The 22912-nt window shown below is 39.1% G+C and carries 17 protein-coding genes; 16 read left to right on the top strand and 1 reads right to left on the bottom strand.

The genetic code is table 11. The features are described from left to right. Positions 1-15 precede the first annotated feature (15 nt). The 13 genes from sufD to MKY93_RS14625 all read left to right on the top strand — a co-directional run bounded on the left by sufD (position 16) and on the right by MKY93_RS14625 (position 16414). Positions 16-1323 (top strand): Fe-S cluster assembly protein SufD, encoded by a 1308-nt coding sequence (gene sufD / locus MKY93_RS14685; protein ID WP_078818026.1) that lies wholly within the window; start codon positions 16-18, stop codon positions 1321-1323. Beyond that, positions 1323-2552: a cysteine desulfurase gene (locus MKY93_RS14680; protein WP_340759831.1), complete on the top strand. Its 1230-nt coding sequence runs from the start codon at positions 1323-1325 to the stop codon at positions 2550-2552. Before sufD ends, MKY93_RS14680 begins: the two co-directional genes overlap by 1 nt. Next, on the top strand, positions 2542-2979 hold the full coding sequence (gene sufU / locus MKY93_RS14675) for a Fe-S cluster assembly sulfur transfer protein SufU (protein ID WP_221835827.1): 438 nt from the start codon (positions 2542-2544) through the stop codon (positions 2977-2979). The genes MKY93_RS14680 and sufU overlap by 11 nt, the downstream gene beginning before the upstream one ends. A 43-nt stretch (positions 2980-3022) precedes the next feature. Further along, positions 3023-4420, top strand: coding sequence for a Fe-S cluster assembly protein SufB (gene sufB, locus MKY93_RS14670; protein ID WP_078818029.1), 1398 nt, complete (start codon positions 3023-3025; stop codon positions 4418-4420). 324 nt (positions 4421-4744) lie between these two features. Further along, positions 4745-6727 (top strand): ATP-dependent nuclease, encoded by a 1983-nt coding sequence (locus MKY93_RS14665; protein ID WP_340759826.1) that lies wholly within the window; start codon positions 4745-4747, stop codon positions 6725-6727. Beyond that, a complete protein-coding gene (locus MKY93_RS14660) occupies positions 6703-8643 on the top strand; it encodes a UvrD-helicase domain-containing protein (RefSeq protein WP_340759824.1) in 1941 nt (646 codons plus the stop codon). The genes MKY93_RS14665 and MKY93_RS14660 overlap by 25 nt, the downstream gene beginning before the upstream one ends. Before the next feature lie 495 nt (positions 8644-9138). Further along, complete coding sequence (locus MKY93_RS14655; protein ID WP_340759822.1) at positions 9139-10431, top strand: ABC transporter substrate-binding protein; 1293 nt, start codon at positions 9139-9141, stop codon at positions 10429-10431. 77 nt (positions 10432-10508) lie between these two features. Continuing rightward, complete coding sequence (locus MKY93_RS14650; protein WP_340759820.1) at positions 10509-11423, top strand: carbohydrate ABC transporter permease; 915 nt, start codon at positions 10509-10511, stop codon at positions 11421-11423. Beyond that, positions 11413-12237: a carbohydrate ABC transporter permease gene (locus MKY93_RS14645; RefSeq protein WP_078818032.1), complete on the top strand. Its 825-nt coding sequence runs from the start codon at positions 11413-11415 to the stop codon at positions 12235-12237. The genes MKY93_RS14650 and MKY93_RS14645 overlap by 11 nt, the downstream gene beginning before the upstream one ends. Positions 12238-12250: 13 nt before the next feature. Beyond that, on the top strand, positions 12251-13387 hold the full coding sequence (locus MKY93_RS14640) for an ABC transporter ATP-binding protein (RefSeq protein WP_078818033.1): 1137 nt from the start codon (positions 12251-12253) through the stop codon (positions 13385-13387). Then, positions 13387-14187 (top strand): sugar phosphate isomerase/epimerase family protein, encoded by an 801-nt coding sequence (locus tag MKY93_RS14635; RefSeq protein ID WP_340759814.1) that lies wholly within the window; start codon positions 13387-13389, stop codon positions 14185-14187. Before MKY93_RS14640 ends, MKY93_RS14635 begins: the two co-directional genes overlap by 1 nt. Before the next feature lie 16 nt (positions 14188-14203). Next, entirely contained in the window at positions 14204-15016 is an 813-nt protein-coding gene (locus tag MKY93_RS14630) for an HAD-IIA family hydrolase (protein ID WP_340759812.1), read from the top strand. A 330-nt stretch (positions 15017-15346) separates the two neighbouring features. Beyond that, a complete protein-coding gene (locus MKY93_RS14625; RefSeq protein WP_078818036.1) occupies positions 15347-16414 on the top strand; it encodes an aldo/keto reductase in 1068 nt (355 codons plus the stop codon). A gap of 547 nt (positions 16415-16961) precedes the next feature. Here the strand turns inward: MKY93_RS14625 and MKY93_RS14620 are convergent. Continuing rightward, complete coding sequence (locus tag MKY93_RS14620; protein WP_340759808.1) at positions 16962-18188, bottom strand: IS110 family transposase; 1227 nt, start codon at positions 18186-18188, stop codon at positions 16962-16964. Between the two features lie 1219 nt (positions 18189-19407). On the opposite strand from MKY93_RS14620, the gene MKY93_RS14615 reads away from it, so the two are divergent. The 3 genes from MKY93_RS14615 to MKY93_RS14605 all read left to right on the top strand — a co-directional run bounded on the left by MKY93_RS14615 (position 19408) and on the right by MKY93_RS14605 (position 22645). Continuing rightward, a complete protein-coding gene (locus MKY93_RS14615) occupies positions 19408-19872 on the top strand; it encodes a MarR family winged helix-turn-helix transcriptional regulator (protein ID WP_340759806.1) in 465 nt (154 codons plus the stop codon). A gap of 241 nt (positions 19873-20113) precedes the next feature. Beyond that, positions 20114-21073 (top strand): NAD(P)H-dependent flavin oxidoreductase, encoded by a 960-nt coding sequence (locus MKY93_RS14610; protein WP_078818038.1) that lies wholly within the window; start codon positions 20114-20116, stop codon positions 21071-21073. Between the two features lie 39 nt (positions 21074-21112). Continuing rightward, positions 21113-22645 carry an AMP-binding protein gene (locus MKY93_RS14605; RefSeq protein ID WP_340759803.1) on the top strand — a complete coding sequence of 511 codons (1533 nt, stop codon included), beginning with the start codon at positions 21113-21115 and terminating at the stop codon, positions 22643-22645. The last annotated feature ends 267 nt before the right edge of the window (positions 22646-22912 follow it).

Genomic DNA, 22912 nt, shown 5'->3' with positions numbered 1-22912 from the left:
GGGGACGACTTTAAAATGACGGTTGAAACAACTTTGGCATTGACCGAACAGGACGTCCGCTCTTATTCCGCAAACGTGGAGGAAGCTGCTTGGATGGCAGATTTTCGTGCGAACGCTCTAGCGAAAGCGGAAGTGCTCGCAATGCCGAAACCAGATAAAACTAAAATCACTAATTGGAATTTCACACAATTCCCTTCACATACAGTTGAAAGCTCGATCTTTGCAACATTGGAAGAATTGCCTTCTGAAGCGAAAGCATTGATCGATGGAGAGCAACAACAAAATATTTACGTGCAACACAATAACACTCCGGCATTCACTTCATTGTCAGAAGATCTGAAGTCACAAGGCGTGATCTTGACAGATATCTTCACAGCTACTCGCGAACACAGTGATTTGATGCAAAAGTATTTAATGACGGATGGTGTCAAAGTAGATGAGCACAAGCTTACAGCTCTTCACGCGGCACTGATCAACGGCGGCGCATTTGTCTATGTACCGAAAAACGTTGTCATCGAAGATCCGCTTCAAGTACTCTTCATTCATGACAATGAAAAGGCATCTTTGTTCAACCACGTATTGGTTGTGGCGGAAGCGAATAGTTCGGTCACATATGTGGAAAACTACCTCTCTACTATGGAGCATGCAGAAGGACAGGCAAACATCGTTTCTGAAGTATTTGCGATGGATAATGCAAAAGTCGTCTATGGTGCAGTAGATGTATTAGCGGAAGGATTGACGACGTATGTCAATCGCCGTGGAATTACAGGTCGGGATGCAAGAATTGAATGGGCACTTGGCTTAATGAACGACAGCAATACAATTTCCGAAAACATTACGCACCTAGTCGGAAACGGCTCATCAAGTGATATGAAATCCGTTGTCGTTGGACGCGGTAGCCAGAAGCAGAACTTCACTTCTGAAATTGTTCACTGGGGACTTGATACGGATGCTTTCATCTTGAAACACGGTGTCATGAAAGAATCCTCTACTGCGATTTTCAATGGAATCGGTCGGATCGCAAAAGGCGCAACACGTGCGAACGCCGTCCAAGAGTCACGTATGCTGATGTTGAGCGAAAGAGGGCGCGGTGACGCGAACCCAATTTTGTTGATCGATGAAGACGATGTAACAGCAGGCCACGCAGCTTCTGTAGGACGTGTAGATCCATTGCAAATGTTCTACTTAATGAGTCGTGGTATTTCTAAGGAAGAAGCAGAACGCCTCATCATTCATGGATTTTTAGCTCCAGTGGTCAGCAAATTGCCGATCGAAGGAGTTAGAAAGCAATTGACGGAGGTTATTGAAAGGAAAGTGCGCTAATGCTCAATAAAGAGATCCGCAATCATTTCCCTATATTAAATCAAGAAATCAACGGACATCCGCTCGTTTATTTGGACAGTGCTGCGACATCGCAAAAGCCTGTCCAAGTCATCGAAGCGCTGGAACACTATTACCGCTTTGACAATGCCAATGTTCACCGCGGAGTGCATACACTTGGTAATCGTGCAACAGATGGTTATGAAGGTGCGCGTGAGAAGGTCCGTAAGTTCATCAATGCAAAATCCACGGAAGAAATCATTTTCATGCGTGGTACTACGACTGCCTTAAATACAGTCGCTCAAAGCTACGGCCGTGCAAATGTCTCGGAAGGTGATGAAATTATCATCACGCATATGGAGCACCACTCCAATATCATTCCATGGCAGCAATTGGCCAAAGAAAAAGGCGCTGTATTGAAATATATTGATCTGGAAGAAGACGGCACGTTATCAATAGATAAAGTACGCGAAACTATAACAGATCGTACGAAAATTGTGTCGATCATGTATGTTTCCAACGTCCTCGGAACGATGAATCCTATAGAAGAAATTACGAAAATCGCCCACCAACATGGCGCGGTCATGTGTGTAGATGCTGCGCAGGCAGCTCCGCACTTGAAAATTGATGTTCAGAAACTAGATTGTGATTTCCTTGCATTTTCCGGACATAAAATGTGCGGACCTACTGGAATCGGAGTCCTCTACGGTAAGAAAGATCTGCTTAATGCTATGGAGCCTGTAGAATTCGGCGGCGAGATGATTGATTTTGTCGGCCTGTATGAATCTACTTGGAAAGAGCTGCCTTGGAAGTTTGAAGGCGGTACTCCGATTATCGCAGGTGCAATAGGGCTGGGAGCAGCTATCGATTTTCTTGAGAAAATCGGAATGGATGCAATTGAACAGCATGAGCATGAATTAGCTGGCTATGCGATGGAGAAGATGTCCGAGGTTGACGGATTGGCTATTTATGGGCCAACTGATCCTGGAAAGCGTGCAGGTTTGGTGACATTTAATTTGAATGATGTTCATCCACACGATCTTGCGACGGTGCTCGACATGAATGGAATTGCTGTCCGTGCAGGTCATCACTGTGCACAGCCTTTAATGAAATGGCTTGAATGCTCAGCGACCGCGCGTGCTAGTTTTTATTTATACAACACGACGGAAGATGTAGACCGCCTCGTGGAAGGACTTCGCACAGCAAAGGAGTATTTTACTGATGTCTACTAATAAACTTGATCAGCTTTACCGATCTGTCATCATGGATCATTATAAAAATCCTAAGAATAAAGGCGTTTTGGAAGATGGGAATGTCACGATTGACATGAACAATCCAACATGTGGCGATGTAATTCATTTAACGATGAATGTTGAAGATGATGTCGTCAAAGACGTGAAATTCGAAGGAGAAGGCTGCTCTATCTCGATGGCGTCAGCCTCTATGATGACCCAGTTGATTAAAGGAAAATCTACAGAAGATGCAACGAAATTGGCGCATACCTTTTCTGATATGATGTTAGGCAAAGATTTGGACGATTCCATTGAACTCGATGATTTAGAAGCACTGTCGGGTGTCGCACAATTCCCTGCCCGCATTAAATGTGCAACATTGAGCTGGAAAGCGATGGAAAAGGGAGTCTCCGGTGAGTCGCAGTGACCTTGGCCAAAGTACGAGCAATTATGGAACGGAGGAATAAATAATGGCGAAACAAATGCCAGAAATCGGCGATTATAAATATGGTTTCCATGACAAAGACGTTTCTGTATTCCGTTCAGAACGTGGATTGACACGTGAAATAGTGGAAGAGATCTCCAACATGAAGGAAGAACCTCAGTGGATGCTGGATTACCGCCTGAAGTCTTTGGAGATTTTCTACAGCAAACCGATGCCACAATGGGGCGGAGACTTGAATTCATTGAACTTTGATGAGATCACGTACTACGTTAAACCATCTGAAGCAACGGAACGTTCGTGGGATGAAGTACCTGAAGAAATCAAGCGTACGTTTGATAAATTAGGTATTCCTGAAGCGGAGCAAAAATACTTGGCAGGTGTTTCTGCACAGTATGAATCCGAAGTGGTCTACCACAATATGAAAGAAGATCTTGAAGATCTGGGAATCGTCTTTAAAGACACAGATTCCGCACTTCGTGAAAACGAAGAACTATTTAAGCAATATTGGGGAACAATCATTCCGAACACGGATAATAAATTCTCAGCGTTGAACTCTGCAGTATGGTCTGGTGGATCGTTCATCTATGTACCACCCGGCGTAAAAGTGGATACACCGCTGCAAGCCTATTTCCGAATCAACTCGGAAAACATGGGACAGTTCGAGCGTACATTGATCATCGTAGATGAAGGTGCAAGCGTTCACTACGTAGAAGGTTGTACAGCACCTGTCTACACAACAAACTCACTTCACAGTGCAGTTGTTGAGATCATCATCAAAAAAGATGCGTATTGCCGTTATACGACAATCCAAAACTGGGCGAACAACGTCTACAACTTGGTAACGAAGCGTGCAGTATGTGAAGAAAATGCGACAATGGAATGGATTGATGGCAACATCGGTTCTAAATTGACGATGAAGTATCCAGCAGTCATCCTAAAAGGCGAAGGCGCACGCGGTATGACATTATCGATTGCACTCGCAGGTAAAGGACAGCACCAAGATGCAGGCGCAAAAATGATGCACTTGGCTCCAAACACATCGTCTACCATCGTATCCAAGTCAATTTCTCAACACGGAGGAAAAGTAACGTATCGCGGAATTGTCCACTTCGGACGCAAAGCGGACGGCGCTCGTGCGAACATTGAGTGTGATACATTGATCATGGATAAGAAATCCACTTCCGATACGATTCCATACAATGAAATCTTGAATGACAATATTTCATTGGAACACGAAGCAAAAGTATCGAAAGTATCTGAAGAGCAGCTCTTCTACTTGATGAGCCGCGGCATTCCTGAATTGGAAGCAACCGAAATGATCGTTATGGGCTTCATCGAGCCATTCACGAAAGAACTGCCGATGGAATATGCGGTAGAGATGAATCGCTTGATTAAGTTTGAAATGGAAGGCAGTATCGGTTAATGACTATAACCCTTGTCACAATAACGTTTGTGGCAAGGGTATTTTTTGTTTGCGCTTAATTTATGCCGAAATGAAGCAAAATTTTTTTATAAAGGACACATTTATACATAGTTTGACTTGTTTCTTTTGGTGACTTATTAAGATTTTTCAAAACATCACCCGTATTAAATATATTGGGAAAGTTGGGATTTGGCAAGTTTATTTTGCTACTAAAAAGTTCTAAAAGTGGATTGACGATTACGATTATTATAAATTACTCCTTAATATCAAAAACAAGACATTTTTTAGTGTATAATGGTCTGTAAACAATTAGGGGGTATTTTAGTGTATATAAAAAAGGTGAAAATAAAAAACTACAGACAATTGCAAAATGTGAACTTGAATTTCCTTGAAAATACTAGTCGTCTGATCGCTGGAGAAAATAATAGCGGTAAGACTTCGTTAGTTCGTTTATTCAAGATTATCTTTAAAGATAAGAAATTTACATATAAAGATTACTCCATTAAGGAAAGAAAAGTGTTAGAGGAGGATTTTCATAAACTTTTCAGTGAGGATAAGGATGATAGTTTTAAGTGGACGGACGCATATAATAAATTTGTTAGTAAAAACAGTATCCGTATAGAAATAGAAGTAGAATATAATGATTTGGAAAACGTTCAATTATTAATGCCGTATTTAGTAGATTTGGATGAAAACAGACAAAGTATTTTCTTTGTTGTTGAACATAAGCTAAATCGTAAATATTATAATGAATTGACGATGGAATCAAAAGACTATTTATTTAAAAGCATTTTTTCTGAAGGATATGAAACTCATTATTATTATACCGATCCACAGTATAGAAATCCTCAAAAAATAACTGGTCAAGAATTTTCGAGTTTATTTGCATTGGAAATTATTTCTGCAAACAAAGAAATGCATGATGATGAAAATAAAAGAGGTTCCACTATTACAGAACACACGATAGATTTATTAGTAAAAGAGAAAGAATGGAAGAATACATATTCGAAAATATCTAAAGAAACTGAAAGGATATTGATAGAAGCAGAAATAAAAGAAAAAATTAAAGGTGCTTCTTTGGATAATTTGTCGGAATTTTTAAAAGAAGTTCGGCATACTACAGGGGATACAATTATTTCTCTTATTACAGAAATTTCATTTGAGGAAGAAAATGTAGAGCGATTATTAAATGAGGGATTACAAGTAACTTATGATGCTTTGGAAGAACAAACTTTAGACGAATTTTCTCAAGGTCTAGGCTATAATAATCTTGTGAAAATGCACTTAATTGTTCAGGAATTTTTACAGGAAATAGAAGAACTTGAATCTTCAAAGAACAAAGTTCACCTTTTTATTATTGAAGAACCTGAGGCACATTTGCATCCACAAATGCAACGCGCTTTTATTAAGTATTTATATCAAAAACTTGAAAATATTAAAGATGAGAAGGGTATCCAATTTTTAACAACTACTCATTCACGAGAAATTGTTAATATAACGCCACTAAAACAAATTATTGTATTTAAAAATAAAAAGTTTGAAACTGAAGCAACCAATCTTAATAATATTGAAAACTTAGATCATTTTTTATACAAGGTAAATGTTTCAGATTTAGTATTTGCTGATAAAGCGATTTTATATGAGGGTGATACAGAAAGAATGTACCTAGAAGGGATAATATCTCATGAAGAAAGCTTTAAAGATTTAAAACGTTCTTATATCGCTTATATACAGGTTGGTGGGGCCTATGCACATAGGTATAACAGTGTTTTAAAGGCTCTTCAAATACCGAGTTTAATTTTAACAGATATTGATTATCCCAAAAAGTGTGGAAGTATTGATGATGTATTAGTTTCTAAAAGTACTAATGGGTCCTTTAAAGATTTCTTAAATTTGAATAGTCCAGCTATAGTCAAAGATATTTTAGATATGATTGTTTCTAAAAATAATAAGGAAGAGTGGGATAAAATAAGAGTTGCAACACAAGGAAAAAAGGATGGTTATTCTCGTACATTAGAAGAGGCAATTTTTAACAAACTAGAAATCGTACCTTTTTTAAAATTAGATAAGAGAAAATGGGAGGAAATAAGAAAGGACAAAGGATTAAATTTTTCTATCCCACAATGTAGGGAACAAGATAATACAGAGCACAAAGTTTGTGATTGTATTTATACTAGTCACGATATTGTAGAAAGTTCCAAGAAAACAGATTTCATGTATTCAATAATTGAAAAAAATTTGCAGATAAAGGGACTACCTACTTATATTAAGGAGGGATTAGAGTGGTTACAAGATCAAAAAATTTGACTTTAATTCATGCTCCAGCAGGAAGTGGCAAAACAACAAAAATTGAAAGTTATTTAATAAAAAAATCAAAGAAACAAGAATTTTCCAAAAAAGTATTATGTATTACTTTTACAAATCGGGCAGCAGAAGAGTTACAAAGAAGGATTGAAAATCCGATGGTTGATATTTTTACTATTCATTCTTTTCTATCACAATTTTTTAAAAATCATCAAAAAGAAAAACAAATAATTGAAGAGTATTACAACTTTTATAAAGATGATATTGAATCAGAACTAATCAAATATAAAGAGATGCAAGAGGATAAAAGTGATAAAAATAAGGAAAACATTACATACCGAAAGTGGGTTGAATTAGAAGAAACAAACGGGGAAATAAGAAGTAGTATTCAATTGAAAAAAGTTTGGTTGGAGAAAGGTATAAAATATAATGAGCGAATATGGAGTAGCTATTTATTTGGGGAATTGTCTCATGATGATTTATTACAATTTGCAGAGTTTTGTTTTAATAAAGTTCCCAAGTTACGAAAACGTTTAACATTCTTATATGAAGAAGTTATCATAGATGAATATCAAGATACAGATCCTTCAGTAATTAGAGCATTTTACTATGCGGTTAAAAATACAGAGACTTGTTTTAAATTAATTGGTGATGAAATGCAGAATATATATGGTTCTTCTCATTTTATTATTCGTAAAATTTTAAATGAATTCACTCTAGATAAGACTATGCTTACAAATTATAGATCACCAACAGAAATTGTAGATATATTAAATAAAATATATAATGATGCTTCAATTAAACAAGTTTCTTATACGGGTTCATTAGGGATTAATCCTAGATTATTTATTAGTAATGAAATAAACGGTATTCGTAGTAAATATCCAGATTATCTTTTGTTAGTACCTACTGTGAGAGAGGTTTTATCTTCTGCTTCAGAGCTATATGAGGAGTATGTGAAACTACCTGAATATAAACATAATAATTCTAAAAATGTAAAATTGACTGATGTAATAAACTTTGAAAAATCAGTAGATCCTCTCATGGAAATTTTAAACCAGTCTAGTCAGATGATAGAATACTATTTAAATAACGAATATGTTTCAGCCATGTCTATTTATATGAGAAATAAAGTAGTCAAAGAGAAAGTTTTAAAAAGGAAAATTTTAAGAGATTTTAACCTACTATGTGATTTTCAAAACAAAAAAGATGAAAATAGGATTCATGATTATATTTCTTTGCTTGAAAGTCTATCCTTATGGAAGAAAGAAATTGAGCTTATCAAAACAGATAAATATCAACCTATCTTAGAACTTTTTTATAATAATTATCTTGATGGAAAGAAAAAGTATTTAAGTAGCTCTACACAGCATGGTGTAAAAGGTGAAAGTCATAAAAAGGTTATGGTTTATTTGAAGAATAATGCACGAGCAAGAGTTTATATGACTGATTTCCTTCAACTTTGGAGTATGGATGAAAAATTAAATCTGACCACATTTGAAAAGCTTTTTGACAAATTTAATAACTGCCCTATTCAAGAAAAAATTAAGGCGTTAGAAAAAGAAAAAAAAGGCAATATAGCAAATAAGGAATGGCATGATAAATATCACAAGGAACTGGAAAGTCATATATTATTATTTAAAGAAAAATATCAAAAAGAAAAATTTATTGATGTCTTGGCTCCTAATACATTTGAAACCTATCTAAATAAGCCAAATGTAACAAATTACAATAAGTTATTAATAGGAAAAGCATTAGAAAGTAAAATAAACAACGTGGCTATGACTTATAAACTATTTTATGTTGTATTATCAAGAGCTCAAGAAGATTTAATTGTAGTCTTAGATAAAGACTTAGAGAATGAAAGAATTGTTCAACGTTTTATTAGTATTGGTTTTCAACTTTGCAGGAATAATTGAGTAAATGAACAACAGGTATAGTTATCAAAAAATATATGTGCCTAATTTGTGCCTAAATGAAATGACATTCTATAATTTTGTGCGACGATGCAAATATCATAATTCATCAGTAGTTGAGCCTAGATGATACTCCATGATAAAGCAGATTAATCATATTTGCGATGAAAGGTTTCATCGGTTAATACATTTTACCCCTATCACAACTAGGTCGTGATAGGGATTTTTTCGTGCGTTCAAAAAGATTCAAATAGAGAAATGTGATCCTTACGATCTTAATAATTCTTTACATGCCCTTTAAACGCTATTAACAATCGAAAGCTATACTCATAAGTGAATAAGCAATTGCTGTACAGGATAATGGATTGGGAGGTGAGTTTAAGAGTATACAAGGTTGTTTTGAGATGGTGAAATTTAAGATCGGTTTCAAGATGTACATACGGTGAATGACCCACCAAGAAGAAATACAAAAAATCAGACGGAAAAGGAGGAAAATAAATGAAACGATGGTTACTCGCAACATTATGTATCGGGTTTACATTATTTCTGGCAGCCTGTACGAACGAAGCGTCGAGTAAGGAGAGCGGTGACGATGGAAAGACCGTCATCGAATACTGGCATGTGAATGCAGAAACCCAAGGGGGACAGACGGTGACCCAATTGGTAGACGATTTTAATAAACAAAGTGATACCGTTGAAGTGGTAGCCAAATACAATCCCGATATGTACAAAGGGCTGATGCAGAATATGCAAGCCGAGGCTGCGGCTGGTAATTCACCTGCAGTAGTTCAGATCGGTTGGGCATTTTTAAACTACTTTTCCGAGAACTTTGAGTACGTGTCACCACAAACGGTAATTGATAAACATTTCCCTGAAGATAAGACATTTCTTAAAGATCATTTTCTACCCAATGTAATGGATTTGGCAAAGAACGCGAAAGGCGATCAGGTGGGCATTCCGTATTCTTTAAGTTCGCCAGTTTTGTATATTAACAGAGACATGTTAAAAGAAGCGGGTCTTGATGAAAATGGACCGCAAACATGGGAAGAAGTAAAAAGTTTTTCAAAAGAGATTAAAGAACGTACAGGAAAATACGGATTCTATTTCCAAGAACCGGCTGATAACTGGGCTACTCAAGCCTTGCTTGAAAGTAATGGAGCATCCTTCCTAACGGATGGAAAAGCAACATTTGCATCGGATGAAGGCATTGAAGCTTATCAATTATTAACAGATATGATAGTAAAGGATAAAACCGCATTGCATATAGGGTGGGATCAAGGAGTACAAAGCTTTATTGATGGTAGTGTAGCGATGGCCTATACGACGATTGCGCAACGCTCCAATATTCAAGACAATGCACAATTTGATGTGGCTGCAGTGAGATCCCCTATATGGGAAGGAAAAGATGCGAAGCTTCCGGCAGGAGGAGCGATGCTTGCGATCACAGCACAGGAGGAAGAAAAACAGAAGGCTGCATGGGAATTTATGAGCTATTTGTATAGTGTGGAAGCAATGGCTGAATGGACGAAAGGAACGGGCTATGTACCACCGCGTCATGATGTTGCAGATGCGGAAAATGGCTTGAAAGAATATCTGAAAGAAAATGAGATGATGGCGGCTGCTATTGAGCAGATGGATGGAGTAGTTCCATGGGCTTCTTTCCCAGGGGATGCAGGATTGCAGGCTGAACAGTTGTTACTTGATCTTCGTGATCAGCTGCTAAAAGGAAGTGTTTCTCCTAAAGAGGGGCTGAAAGCTACAGAAGATGAGGTTAATGAGCTACTACAATAATAATTTACAAGATCTGTTCGGGAGGTTGTTCCACCTCCCGTCAATCTAAAAAATGAACTAAGTGGAGGAATCGTGACATGAGTTCGTTAACAGCCGCAAGAAGAATGTTGCAAATTAATAGAGAGAATGCGATTGGTTACTTATTGCTCGTCCCCTCGATCATCATCTTTGCGGTTTTTACATTTTGGCCCATTATATATACAGTATATTTAAGCTTTTTTGACTGGAATATGATCAGTCCGACAAAAGAGTATGTTGGATTGAAAAATTACATAGAAGTACTTTCTGATCCGAAAACCTATAGAATACTCGGCAATACGTTTCTTTATATCGCGTTATTACTAGTTATTAATTGTGCAATCCCATATATTTTTGCTTTTGTTATTGATATTGTGTTAAAAAAGTACAAAAACTTTTATAAAAGTGCCCTGTTTTTACCAGTATTTATTTCTCTGGTTGTCGGTTCGATCTTATTTACTTGGATGTTAAATCCGGTTTCGGGTCCTTTGGCTATTGTGTTTGGATGGATAGGGTTGGAGATACCCAATTGGTCAAAAGCAGAAGGATGGATTATCGTCGTGTTAAGTTTGATTACATCCTGGAAGATTTTTGGCTATAATTTCATTCTTCTTTATGCTTCGATTAACGGAATTTCTAGGGAAATCATTGAAGCGGCGAAGCTAGACAATATTCCACTTTGGCGTATTTTCATCCAAATCATTTTGCCGATGAGTAGTGCCACGGGGATTTATGTATTTATTATCACGATTGTTCAGAGTTTACAATATGTATTTACACCCGTAAAAGTAGTTTCGCAAGGCGGACCCGATTATGCTAGTTCCAATCTGATCTATCATGCGTATCATGAAGCATTTGTTGTATACCGTACAGGACACTCAGCAACCTTATCGATTATCACGATGGCGTTGTTTTTATTGCTGCTATTTCTTGAATTCAAGTTTGTAGAGCGTGGGGTTTATTATGAGAATTAGTAGACATGCGGAGACGATCTGGCATTTTATTTTCATGGTTACTGTCCTAGTCATGGTATTTCCCATTATCTATGCTTTCGGAATGTCTTTTAAGCCATTAGAGGATGCATATAATAATGTACTGAACATCCTTCCGATTAACGCTAGTTTGGAAAATTATCGAACATTATTTGCTTCATTGCCTGTTTTGAAAATTACTATGAACACATTTGTTGTAGCTTCTGTTGCCACAGTATTTAAGTTGGTGACCTCCTTTTTAGCGGCCTATGCGTTTGTCTATTTTAAATTTAAAGGGAAAGAAGTAATCTATTTTCTTTTAATCGGTACAATTTTCATTCCTTTTACCGTCACGATGATCCCCAACTATCTGATTATCTCGGAAATTGGAATGCTTGATAGTGTGTGGGGAGTGATTCTGCCGCAATTGGCGGACGCTGTAGGTATATTCCTGATTCATCAGGCAATGAAAAACATTCCGGGCTCTTTGATTGAAGTAGCTCGTTTGGATAATATGGGGCATGGCCGAATCATGAAGGATATTGTGTTGCCCCTTGTACGACCCGCGGTAACTTCTGTAGGAATATGGTTTTTTATTGGTACTTGGAATGAGTTTGTATGGCCGGTGCTTGTGTTGAAAACAACTGAAAATTATACATTGCCCTTGGCGCTTCAGATGTATATCAGCTCGGAAGGCGGCACGAATTTTACTGTTGCGATGGCTGTATCGGTCATTACGATGATCATCCCACTCATTTTATACCTATCATTCCAAAAGTATATTATAGGGACATTCACTTCATCAGGTATTAAATAATGGAGGGTGCATAATGAAAGAAATCAAATTTGAGCATGTCAAGAAATCTTATGGCGACACTGAAGTTGTAAAGGACCTTAACTTTACGATAAAAGAAGGAGAACGTTTGATATTGCTAGGTCCGTCCGGATGTGGTAAGTCGACGATCTTGCGGATGATTGCCGGGCTTGAAGATATTACGGCAGGAAACTTATTCATGAATGGTCAAAAGGTGAATGATATTCCGAGTGGAAAACGGAATGTTTCGATGGTTTTCCAAAATTATGCGTTATACCCGCATATGACAGTGAAACAAAATATCATATACGGTTTGAAGGTTAAAAAGGTAGACAAAGAAGAAATTGAAAAGCGGCTTGAGTTTGTTTTGGAGATGCTGCAGTTAAAAGGATACGAGGATCGTCTTCCAAAACAGCTATCTGGTGGGCAACGTCAGCGCGTGGCACTGGCTCGGGCAACGGTCAAACGAAGTGACTTCTTTCTGCTGGATGAACCTTTATCCAATCTGGATGCCCAGCTGCGGGTTTCTGCCCGAAAGGAATTGAAGAAAATTCACGAAATGTTAGGTCAGACGATCGTCTATGTAACCCATGATCAAATTGAAGCGATGACGTTTGCCGATCGAATTGTCTTGATGTATAACGGAGAGTTACAAATGATTGATACACCGGAGAATGTGTATCATCGACCTGCAAATGTATTTACGGCAAAGTTTATCGGTTCTCCTCCGACAAATATATTGGAGATGGAGTTGGGTGACGGCTCAGTGAAAATAGGGAAACAGAGCTTTTTATTGAATGATCTATGGAAACAGCAGATTTCACAGATAGGAGCGGAAGAGCTATTGTTCGGTATCCGACCGGAACATACAGAGTTGTCTGCCATTCCTTTGCCAAATGGATTACGTGGGCAAGTAAAATATGTTGAAAATCAAGGGGATAATTATGGAGTCTATTTAGACGTGGATGGACAAGAGCTGATTGCAATGAGTGAAAATGGAAACTGGCACGATGGGCAGGATGCTTATGTTCGACCATTCATGGAGAAATTTCATTTTTTCTTTAAAAATACAGAAAAGAATATAGGCTATCCACAACAGATGAAAGTGGTAGAAGAGCTGCATTATCTTGAAGAAGGAAAGGTGACTGTATAATGAATAAATCAGTAACTTATTCGGATTTGCTACTATTGAACAATGATGTCCTTACAAATATTCATCAGCTAATAGAGTACGGAGCGGATAAAATTGAAATTATGATGGATGGCGGACCATGGAATGAGATGGAGGAGTTGCTTGAGACACTCTCCATTGAGCTGAAGAAATTTCCAGTTTCTTTTAGTATTCATCCTCCCGCATGGGATATAAATTTGACAAGCGAAAATAAAGCAATTCGCGAAGCTTCATTTACTGAATACAAAAAAGCGATTGAATTTGCAGGGATGATTCATGCCGACCATGTGGTGATTCATCCAGGGTTCTGCTTTTCTCCAAGTTTTAATAAAAAGCAAGCACAACTTCGAGCCGCTGAATATATTAAGCGATTATGTGAAGTTGCGCGACCTTTAGGGGTCCGGCTCGCTATTGAAAATGTTGGATACAAGGGGAATGCTCTTTTTAATGAAAGAGAATTTGCAAGTTTTTTAGACGAGATCGATGAGACAGCCGGTTATTTACTTGATGTTGGACATGCCCAGCTGGATGGTTGGGACATACCTGAAGTAATACGAATGGTGAAAGACAGGTTAATCGCGCTTCATATCCATGATAATTTAGGAGAAGCGGATGAACATCTACCAATTGGAACAGGAAAAATGGATTGGAGTAAAATTATCAATACGCTAAATGAAAATGAGATTAATTGTGAATTGATTCTAGAATATGCGCCTGGTACTTCTTTGGATGAGCTGCGTATAGGAAAAGAATTTTTAAATCAAAGAGTCTTTGCGTGCTAGTATGAGGGGGAGCAGAGTGATCTTACCTAATGATTTTGATGCGTATTGTTTCGATTTGGATGGCACGATTTATCTAGGTGATAAATTGCTTCCTGGAGTTAAGGAAACGATACATATCATTCGCAAGACAGGGAAAAAAGTGCTCTTTATTACAAACTCTCCTACATTAACACGTGAGGAAGGGAAAATCCGGCTAGAGCAAATGGGCATTGCTACGGAACTAGAAGAAATTCTTACTGCCCCGTATCTGGCAGGATCTTATTTTTCCGTGTTTGAGCCTGATGCAACTGTTTTTATTATTGGAGAAGAGGCAATCAGAACGGAACTTAGAAACTTTTCCATTCAAACAACAGAGGACCCGATGAAAGCAACCCATGTCCTTACGGGGATGGACAGATCATTTACTTATGATGATTTACAGTTTGCGATGGACGCGGTCAGAAACTGCAGAAACTTCATTATCACCAATCCGGATCCCTCTTGTCCAGTACCGAGCGGTTTCATCCCAGATACGTTATCCCTTGCGAAAGCGATAGAGGTGGCTTCGGGACAGAAAATTAATAAAGTGCTTGGTAAACCTGATAAGTTTTATAGTGATCAGATGGTTGAGCTGCTAGGTGTTGAGCGACAAAAAATATTGGTGATTGGTGACCGTTTAGATACGGACATTCAGTTGGGAATAGCACAGGGATTTGCTACATGCTTAGTCCTGACAGGGATTTCAAAGGAGGCAGATATGGAAAACACCGGGATACGACCTGATTATGTAATAGAAAATATGAAACATCTTTTTCGTGGCATAGATGAAGAGGCTATGGTTAAAGTATAAGATGGCGGTTTGGTTGAATATTTGATGTCGACAGCTAGACCTTCTAGATGAAGCGTTACTAGGTTTGTATGAAAATAGATATGAAAGAAATTCGTTTGGTGTACCTCCTAGTAGGCATTTACAAGCTGCATAGAAACTAGAAAAAACTGAGTGTGCCGGTTTTGTGTCAACTCAGTTTTTTTATTTGAAAGTGAACTATCGACTCAATACTTCGGGTGATAGTGTATAACATCAACTCCTATCTGCTTTTGTAAATTCTCCTCATAAATGATTGATTCACATATTTGAAGGGAAAAGGATAGTAGAGCATTAGAGATAGGAGAGGATCGTATGGAATATATCAATTTGGGAAAATCGGGTCTGAGAGTGCCTAAATATATTTTAGGTACCATTCCTTTCAGTGGAACAAACGGATTTGAAGCTGCGGGAAACGTTCAGGGCGAGCAAGCCAGAAAAATGGTGGATATTTGCTTGGAAGCTGGAATCAATATGTTTGATACCGCAAACCTGTATTCAAAAGGAGATGCAGAAAAAGTTCTTGGCGAAGCTATAGCAGGCCGCAGGGATCAAGTGCTTTTAACATCAAAAACCGGTTTCCCATTAGGGGATAATCCGAATTCCGTTGGTGCGTCTCGCATTAATATCGAGCAATCCATTGACCAGACGCTCAAGCGCTTAGGAACCGATTATCTGGATCTATACTTTGTCCATCTGTGGGACGGGCGTACGCCGGTAGAGGAAACGGTTGCAGCGATGACGGATTTGGTTAAATCAGGAAAGATCCGTTATTGGGGCGTTTCCAATTACAGCGGATGGGCGCTTGCCAGAACCTTTACGATTGCAGAGCAACCCGGCTACATACCGCCGATTTGCCAACAGATCTATTATACACCGGAGGCCCGGGAAGCAGAATATGAACTGCTGCCTGCCGGGAGTGAATTAGGGATTGGTTCGATGATCTGGAGTCCGCTCGGTGAGGGCTTGTTTAACGGAAAAATCAGCCGCGATAAACGCGCGCCAAAAAATACTCGTCAGGGCGGAGGTTGGTCAGAGCCTTGGGTGAAGAATGAAGAAAGGCTTTATAGAGTCATTGATGCACTTCAGGAAGTAGCGGATAACCGTGGCTTGACGGTTCCGCAGATTGCGCTTGCCTGGGTGAAAGATCGTCCAAATGTCGGCCCGGTCGTTATTGCTGCCCGAAATGAGGAGCAGCTTCGCGAAAATATTGATTCGTACGAAATTGAACTATCAAAGGATGAGCATGATAAAATTGAATCGGTTGCACGTCCGGAACCGTACTATCCGTTATGGCACCGTGCAATGAATTCAATTGCTAACAGTTCACCGTCTGAAATAACGTACCTTCAGGGATATAGAAAATCCCTGGAGCTGGATTAAGGAAATGTTTCAAAAAAGAGACTGGGACAAAAGGATTCAAAACGATAAAAAGCCGAACGTTTACAAAACATTCAATCATAGTTTTGTAAAATAGTTCGGTTTTTTCTATGCAAAGAAACTGCAAACTTGGAGCTGCTTAAGGGATTTCCGCTGCGGACAGGGACGCTTTCTTACCTCTAGTCAAGGGTTTTGTTAGAATAAAAGATACGTACTATGATTTACTATCCGAATAGGCGTTTGAAACCACAGCTAGTGAGCACCCCGGGATTTCCGCTCCAGACGGTACGCTTTCCGGGGGGCGTGGCCTTGAGCCTCCTCGTTCGCTTCGCTTCCTGCGGGGTCTCAAGACGCACGCTGATCCCCCAGGAGTCGACCGTCTTCCGCTCCAATCCTATATAGCGAGCGAAAGAAGCCATCCCCCGTCATGATCTAATTGCTTAAACTGAAAAAATTAGTAAAATCTGAGCTTTATTTTTGCATATGCTAAATAGACCTAACGAATTGCTGTTTTTCGAAAGGAGAAATGTGCTATAGTAAAGCTGTCCTTTTACGCACTAGCCATGGCGAATGCATAGTTATAGGGGATGCTGTGTTGAATAAGGTGAAATGCGACTTTCAGGAACTTATTCACACAAGCGATCACCGCAACCTCATGAGGCTTACTCTGGGGTTGCTTTTTTAATTGGTCATAGTAATCAACAATGGTATTTTGTGTTCGTTTTCGTAAAGAAATCATGGAAATAACCATGAAGTACAGAATCTTCCTTAACCTACGGTTCCCACGTTTATTGATTCGATCTTGATAGTGGAGCTTCCCTGACTGATACCGTTGAATATCAATACCGGCGTACGCATTCACCTGTTTGTTATTTTGAAAACGGCGAATGTCTCCCAACTCTCCAATAATCCGAACAGCGGTAGCTTCTCCAATGCCTGGAAAAGATATGAGCACTTGAAAATCGCTACGTTCCTTTGAAAGTTGGACCATCTGTTTGATGATCTCTTTTTTCTGGCGTTTCAGTTCTTTGACTCGTTGGGCACACTCCTTTAGGTGCTGACACCGCACATCTGTCGCCTGAATGGCTGGATAGGAATTTTCAGCAGCTGCCAGTAGAAGTGCTGCCTTTTTCTCCGCTTGTTGAAGTGATATATTTTTGAGCGAAGTCTCTTTCACTCGGCTCTGTATCTCTTCCAACGATAAACCCTTTATCAAATCTGGATGAGGGTAATGTTGTACGATTTGTAAGAAGTGAAGAGAACTCCTAGAGAACACGTCTTCCAATAAGGGAAAGCTTAACTGCAGAAATGCATGTAATCGGTTCGCATATTGTCGACTTTCATGTTCTAAATCGTCGTAGTACCTTCCCAATGCCCGCATTTGTTCAAAATATTCTTCGTGTACATAGGTTTTATTCCGCTCTGTCTTGAAATGCGATTTAGCTAGTTCATGTGCATCGCTGATATCCGTTTTGTGTCGCCGCATACTACCTGTAGCCATTTGTAGTTTAGCTTGTAGAGGATTTATCCGGCTATAAGGATATTGCTCGTTCTGTAGGAAGCGCTCTAGGCCCTGCGAATAAACACCGGTTGCCTCGAATACGATTTCTGGTAGTTGACCGTCTAGTTTCCTAACTAAATTAATCTGTTCTTTTAGTGAACGGAACCCCACTGTTGTATGTTCCACTTCACCTTCGTAATGACACTGCTGATTGTCGTCATAGATCACCACCGCGCTTTTTCGCATACTGACATCAAACGCCATTACATAACTCATCTTGTTTCCTCCTTTTGACCATTCATAGAAGTCTTCACAGTGCCTCATCGATTCCACTTTCTTATACACGATCTCGAAGATCCAACATACTAAACTGATTCAAATAAGGATGTGAAGTGAGTCGGTTTCCTTGTACGGATTCTAAGATCCCAGCGTCCCTGCGACTTTCCTTCACTTCTACCATAAAAAATAGTAGCACAAACCATGGCCTTGGTCTGTACTACTAATGTTAGTATGTTTCCGCGGGGCGCAGGTGAGCCTCCTCGTCCGCTTCGCTTCCCGCGGGGTCTTACCATTTGCGCTACATCCCGCAGGAAAAGCCGTGACGAAGAACGGCTTTTGCGAGCATAAGCGAAGCGTTGGGAGCAAATCTTCGCCTCTCGCCCTGCCCTCCGCTCCAATCCCAATTTATTGTTTACAAGGCAGTTTGATGGCAATCTTACATAATTGAAAACCCAAAAATACGGAGTAAGCACCGAGTTTCTATGCTTCAAAATTGAACATAGGTAAACTTTCTGTATCCAGGGCCAAGACAACTGTCCTACCGAACAAAATGTAGGATTTGCCCGGAAGGTAGGGCGACTCCGGGAGGATTAGCGTGTGTCTTGAGACCCTGGACTGAGCGAAAGCCGTAGTGAAGGACGGCTTTTGCGAGTAAAAGCGAATCGTTAGGAGCACGTGCTGTATAATTTCTGCAAAGAAGCGCAGAAATTATACAAATCGAACCCTTCGCTGTTCGATTGGCTCAAGCCACGCCCTGTCCCGGCCTGGAGGGCAAATCCCTAACCGCACACTAAGTAACCCGAACCTTTTTGTGTTTTTTGTGATCGTTCGTCTTTCATTATGAACAAATTAGATTTGTCCCACCTCTTTTGATATGTTTATAAAACGTCTAGCAAGGTGGTAGTGGATAGACAAATCAATATCAATAAAGCGTCGAAGTTTTTATCCGGCTGTTAAAGGAGCAAAGTAAACTAAAAATAAACGCTGAATAGGAAGTATGTCGTAATAATAAGTGATAACAGTAATTGTAATCAAAAAGAAAAGTGGTAAGTAATATGTTTGATTTATAGAATGATGATACAATTAAGGCATCATAAGATCGGCGGTATCTGAGCTTCATTATAAGGAGGAAATATGTCTGAACTGTATGACACACGTGTAACGCTCTTAAACCGATTATATAGATAAATTGATTTGTAAGGAAGGAGTACACCTCATGAAACATAACCTCGATCAAACTAAAGCAGATCATATCATCCAAGTTTGTGCCTGTGCGAACCTTCGAATGGTTTCGGGATCTCTTACGCAGCTGTACAATAAGCTGTTGAAGCCTACGGGATTAAAAATCACTCAATACTACATGCTTGGAAATATTTATCGTTATCCATATATTTCAATAAGTAAGTTGGGGGAAATCATGTTGCTGGATCAAACTACAGTGACTCGCAACTTGAATATTTTAAAGGAGTCTGCTTATGTGGACATCAAGAGGGCCGAGCATGATTCCAGAACAAAAGTTGTTGCGATAACAGAATTAGGTTATGAAAAATTAAATAATGCTACTCCCATATGGTCACAAGTACAAGGTGAAATTGAAGACTCTATCGGTAAAGATGAGTATAGGGATTTATTAAGCAAACTAGAGGAATTGCAGCAAGTAATAGATCAGTATGAAAGCTGAAACAGCGAGAATAGAAGGGAACATCGTAAGAGTTATTTTATAAATTGATTGACAATTCGTGATAAACAGTTACAATACATGTATATACATGTATTGTAAGATTGCTTATACAACGTAGTTGTTTTCAAGGAAATGTACATACGCTGATAAGAGTCAGAGTAAATTGTGAAGAACTCCTGTCATCTTGAAAACAGCTACTATAAAGTTGTTTGAAAGCGCTTACGTGAAAAGGAGAGTTAATATGATGAATTTACAAGAATTGAAGAAAAGTATGAGAATCCCCGTAATTGGATCGCCTATGTTTATTATTAGTAATCCAAAGCTTGTGATTGAGCAATGTAAAGCTGGAATTATCGGCTCTATGCCGGCTCTAAATGCAAGGCCATCCTCTCAATTTGATGAGTGGCTTGCAGAAATCACGGAAGAATTAGCAGAATATAATACGAAAAATCCTGATCGTCCGGCAGCACCTTTTGCAATCAACCAAATTGTTCATCGGTCCAATGAGAGACTGGAAGAGGATATGGAAACTTGTAAAAAGTATAAAGTGCCGATCATTATTACATCGCTCGGTGCAAGAGAAGATGTATACCAGGCAGCACATAGTTACGGTGGTGTCGTGTTACATGATGTGATCAATAATATGTTTGCGAAAAAAGCGATTGAAAAAGGGGCAGATGGTTTAATTGCAGTAGCGGCAGGCGCAGGAGGGCATGCGGGACCAAAAAGTCCATTTGCACTTATTCAAGAAATTCGTGATTGGTTCGATGGTCCGCTGGCACTTGCAGGTTCAATTGCAACCGGAGGCAGCATTTTAGCGGCAGAAGCGATAGGTGCTGATTTTGCATACATCGGCTCACCATTTATTGCTACTGAAGAAGCGAGAGCTGTTGAAGAATATAAGCAAGCGATTGTAAAGGCGAATTCCGATGACATTGTTTACAGCAACTATTTCACAGGAGTGCACGGGAATTATTTAGCACCGTCCATTCGAGCTTCAGGATTGGATCCAGATAACTTGCCTGAAAGTGACCCGACCAAGATGAATTTTGGAGGAGACGCTGGACAAAAAGCATGGAAAGATATTTGGGGCTGCGGACAAGGAATCGGTGTGATTGACCAAGTGCAGTCGACAAAGGATTATGTTGCACAATTAGAAGAACAATATAACGAAGCCAAAGAAAGGCTAGTAAGACAATAGATTAAAAAGAAAGTACTAAAATCATAGAGGAGTGAAACAATGCAACCTATGTTATTTAGTGATCCAATTAAATTAAATGCAGCGCGGTACCAAGACAGAGAAGCTATAACATTTAAAGGACTGCAATTTACTTACCGGGAATTCAACGAGAGAATTAATCAACTGGCTCATGCACTGCAAGATATCGGAGTTGATAAAGGAGATAAAGTGGCATTCATGCTGATGAATTGCCACCAATTATTTGAAGTGATATTTGCTTGCGGGAAAATAGGCGCCGTTTATGTACCAATCAACTCTCGATTTGTCGGTCCAGAAATTCAACATGTCCTGGATGACTCTGAATCTGTCATCCTAGTATTAGACTCACGCTTTATTAATGAAGTAGTTCCTTTCATTGAAAAGTATAGAACAGCAAAACAATTTATCACGGTAGGAATAGATGAACAAGCTGAGTTTTTCAACTATGAAAATTGGATCTCTGCATTCTCGAAGGAGGAACCTGTACCTTCGTCACCCCTTAATGAATTAGATACTCTCTCCATCATGTATACGGGCGGGACAACCGGTTATCCGAAGGGAGCAGTGCGTTCTCATCGCAGCATGTACTTAGTCAGTTTATTGTTCAGTATTGAATTTAACATAGGCAGACTTGGAAAAGGGTTAGCAACTGGCCCTTTATATGGCGCGGCCGCTTTAAGTATTTCGCTACCTAATCTATTCGTAGGAAACAGCGTTCACATTTTGGAGAAATTCCATCCGGTGGAAGTATTGAAGGCTATTGAGCAAGAGAAGACGACTACTACATTTTTAGCACCACCTATGTTAGAAGCAATCTTTTCATTGCCTGAAGAGATATTGCATCAATTTGACGTCACTTCATTAAAATCATTAATTTCAGTTGGCGCACCTTTACATACGAGCACGAAGGAAAAGGTGTTTGAGTATTTTCGTACAGTTGAATTGAATGAATTTTATGGAGCAACCGAGTTAGGCGGTGCCGCTAATTTATTCCCGGAAATGCAGATGGAAAAGGATCGATCGGTTGGAGTGCCGATGTTGGGGATGGAAATTGAATTACTTAATGACGAGGGCGAACAGATGCAAGTGAATGAAGCAGGGGAATTCTTTGTCAAAGGAATTACTTTATGCGATGAATACTATCAAAGACCAGAAGCGAACAAAGAGTCGTTTAAGGGTGAGTGGCTCAGTTTAGGCGATGTAGGGCTTCAAGACGAAGATGGATATTACTATATCGTGGACCGAAAACAAGATATGATCTTATCCGGTGCAATCAATGTCTATCCCGCGGAGATTGAAGGTGTACTGCATGAACATCCTAAAGTGGAAGACGCTGCAGTGATCGGGATTCCGGATGAAAAATGGGGAGAAGTACCATTGGCAGCAATTGTGCTGCGCAAGGGTGAACAAGCCGAGAAAGAAGAAATTATTGAATTTTGTAATGGCAGATTAGCGAAGTTTAAAATACCGTATCACATTGATTTTGTAGAGGAATTACCGCGAAGTTTGCAAGGGAAATTATTAAAGTTCCAAATACGGAAAAAGTATGAGTGAAACAGAGCCACTCATACAGAAGTATACAAACAAAAAGAAGTGCTATTTCGTACTCTGGTTTTCATACGTCTTAACTGGTTTTTTAAAGGTCTAAATAAAGTGAAAAAACTGAGTTTGCCGATAATGTGCAAACTCAGTTTTTTATTAGAGAAGCCATTCTTCGAGATATAATAGATGGTATTTATATGCCTGTGCTCATGAAGGGAGAATTTTGGGGATTTTTTATAAAGAAAAAGATAGAATCGTATTACTGAATAATGAAATAAT

It is taken from the genome of Sporosarcina sp. FSL W7-1283, assembly GCF_038003105.1.
GTDB classification, from domain to species: Bacteria; Bacillota; Bacilli; order Bacillales_A; family Planococcaceae; genus Sporosarcina; species Sporosarcina newyorkensis.
This window is presented reverse-complemented; position numbering and strand designations above follow the sequence as displayed.

Excerpts from the sequence above, each read along its gene's own strand:
- sufD (WP_078818026.1), top strand. The coding sequence starts at position 16 with ATGACGGTTGAAACAACTTTGGCATTGACCGAACAGGACGTCCGCTCT.
- MKY93_RS14680 (WP_340759831.1), top strand. The coding sequence starts at position 1,323 with ATGCTCAATAAAGAGATCCGCAATCATTTCCCTATATTAAATCAAGAA.
- sufU (WP_221835827.1), top strand. The coding sequence starts at position 2,542 with ATGTCTACTAATAAACTTGATCAGCTTTACCGATCTGTCATCATGGAT.
- sufB (WP_078818029.1), top strand. The coding sequence starts at position 3,023 with ATGGCGAAACAAATGCCAGAAATCGGCGATTATAAATATGGTTTCCAT.
- MKY93_RS14655 (WP_340759822.1), top strand. The coding sequence starts at position 9,139 with ATGAAACGATGGTTACTCGCAACATTATGTATCGGGTTTACATTATTT.
- MKY93_RS14650 (WP_340759820.1), top strand. The coding sequence starts at position 10,509 with ATGAGTTCGTTAACAGCCGCAAGAAGAATGTTGCAAATTAATAGAGAG.
- MKY93_RS14645 (WP_078818032.1), top strand. The coding sequence starts at position 11,413 with ATGAGAATTAGTAGACATGCGGAGACGATCTGGCATTTTATTTTCATG.
- MKY93_RS14640 (WP_078818033.1), top strand. The coding sequence starts at position 12,251 with ATGAAAGAAATCAAATTTGAGCATGTCAAGAAATCTTATGGCGACACT.
- MKY93_RS14635 (WP_340759814.1), top strand. The coding sequence starts at position 13,387 with ATGAATAAATCAGTAACTTATTCGGATTTGCTACTATTGAACAATGAT.
- MKY93_RS14625 (WP_078818036.1), top strand. The coding sequence starts at position 15,347 with ATGGAATATATCAATTTGGGAAAATCGGGTCTGAGAGTGCCTAAATAT.
- MKY93_RS14620 (WP_340759808.1), bottom strand. The coding sequence starts at position 18,188 with ATGAGTTATGTAATGGCGTTTGATGTCAGTATGCGAAAAAGCGCGGTG.
- MKY93_RS14615 (WP_340759806.1), top strand. The coding sequence starts at position 19,408 with ATGAAACATAACCTCGATCAAACTAAAGCAGATCATATCATCCAAGTT.
- MKY93_RS14610 (WP_078818038.1), top strand. The coding sequence starts at position 20,114 with ATGATGAATTTACAAGAATTGAAGAAAAGTATGAGAATCCCCGTAATT.
- MKY93_RS14605 (WP_340759803.1), top strand. The coding sequence starts at position 21,113 with ATGCAACCTATGTTATTTAGTGATCCAATTAAATTAAATGCAGCGCGG.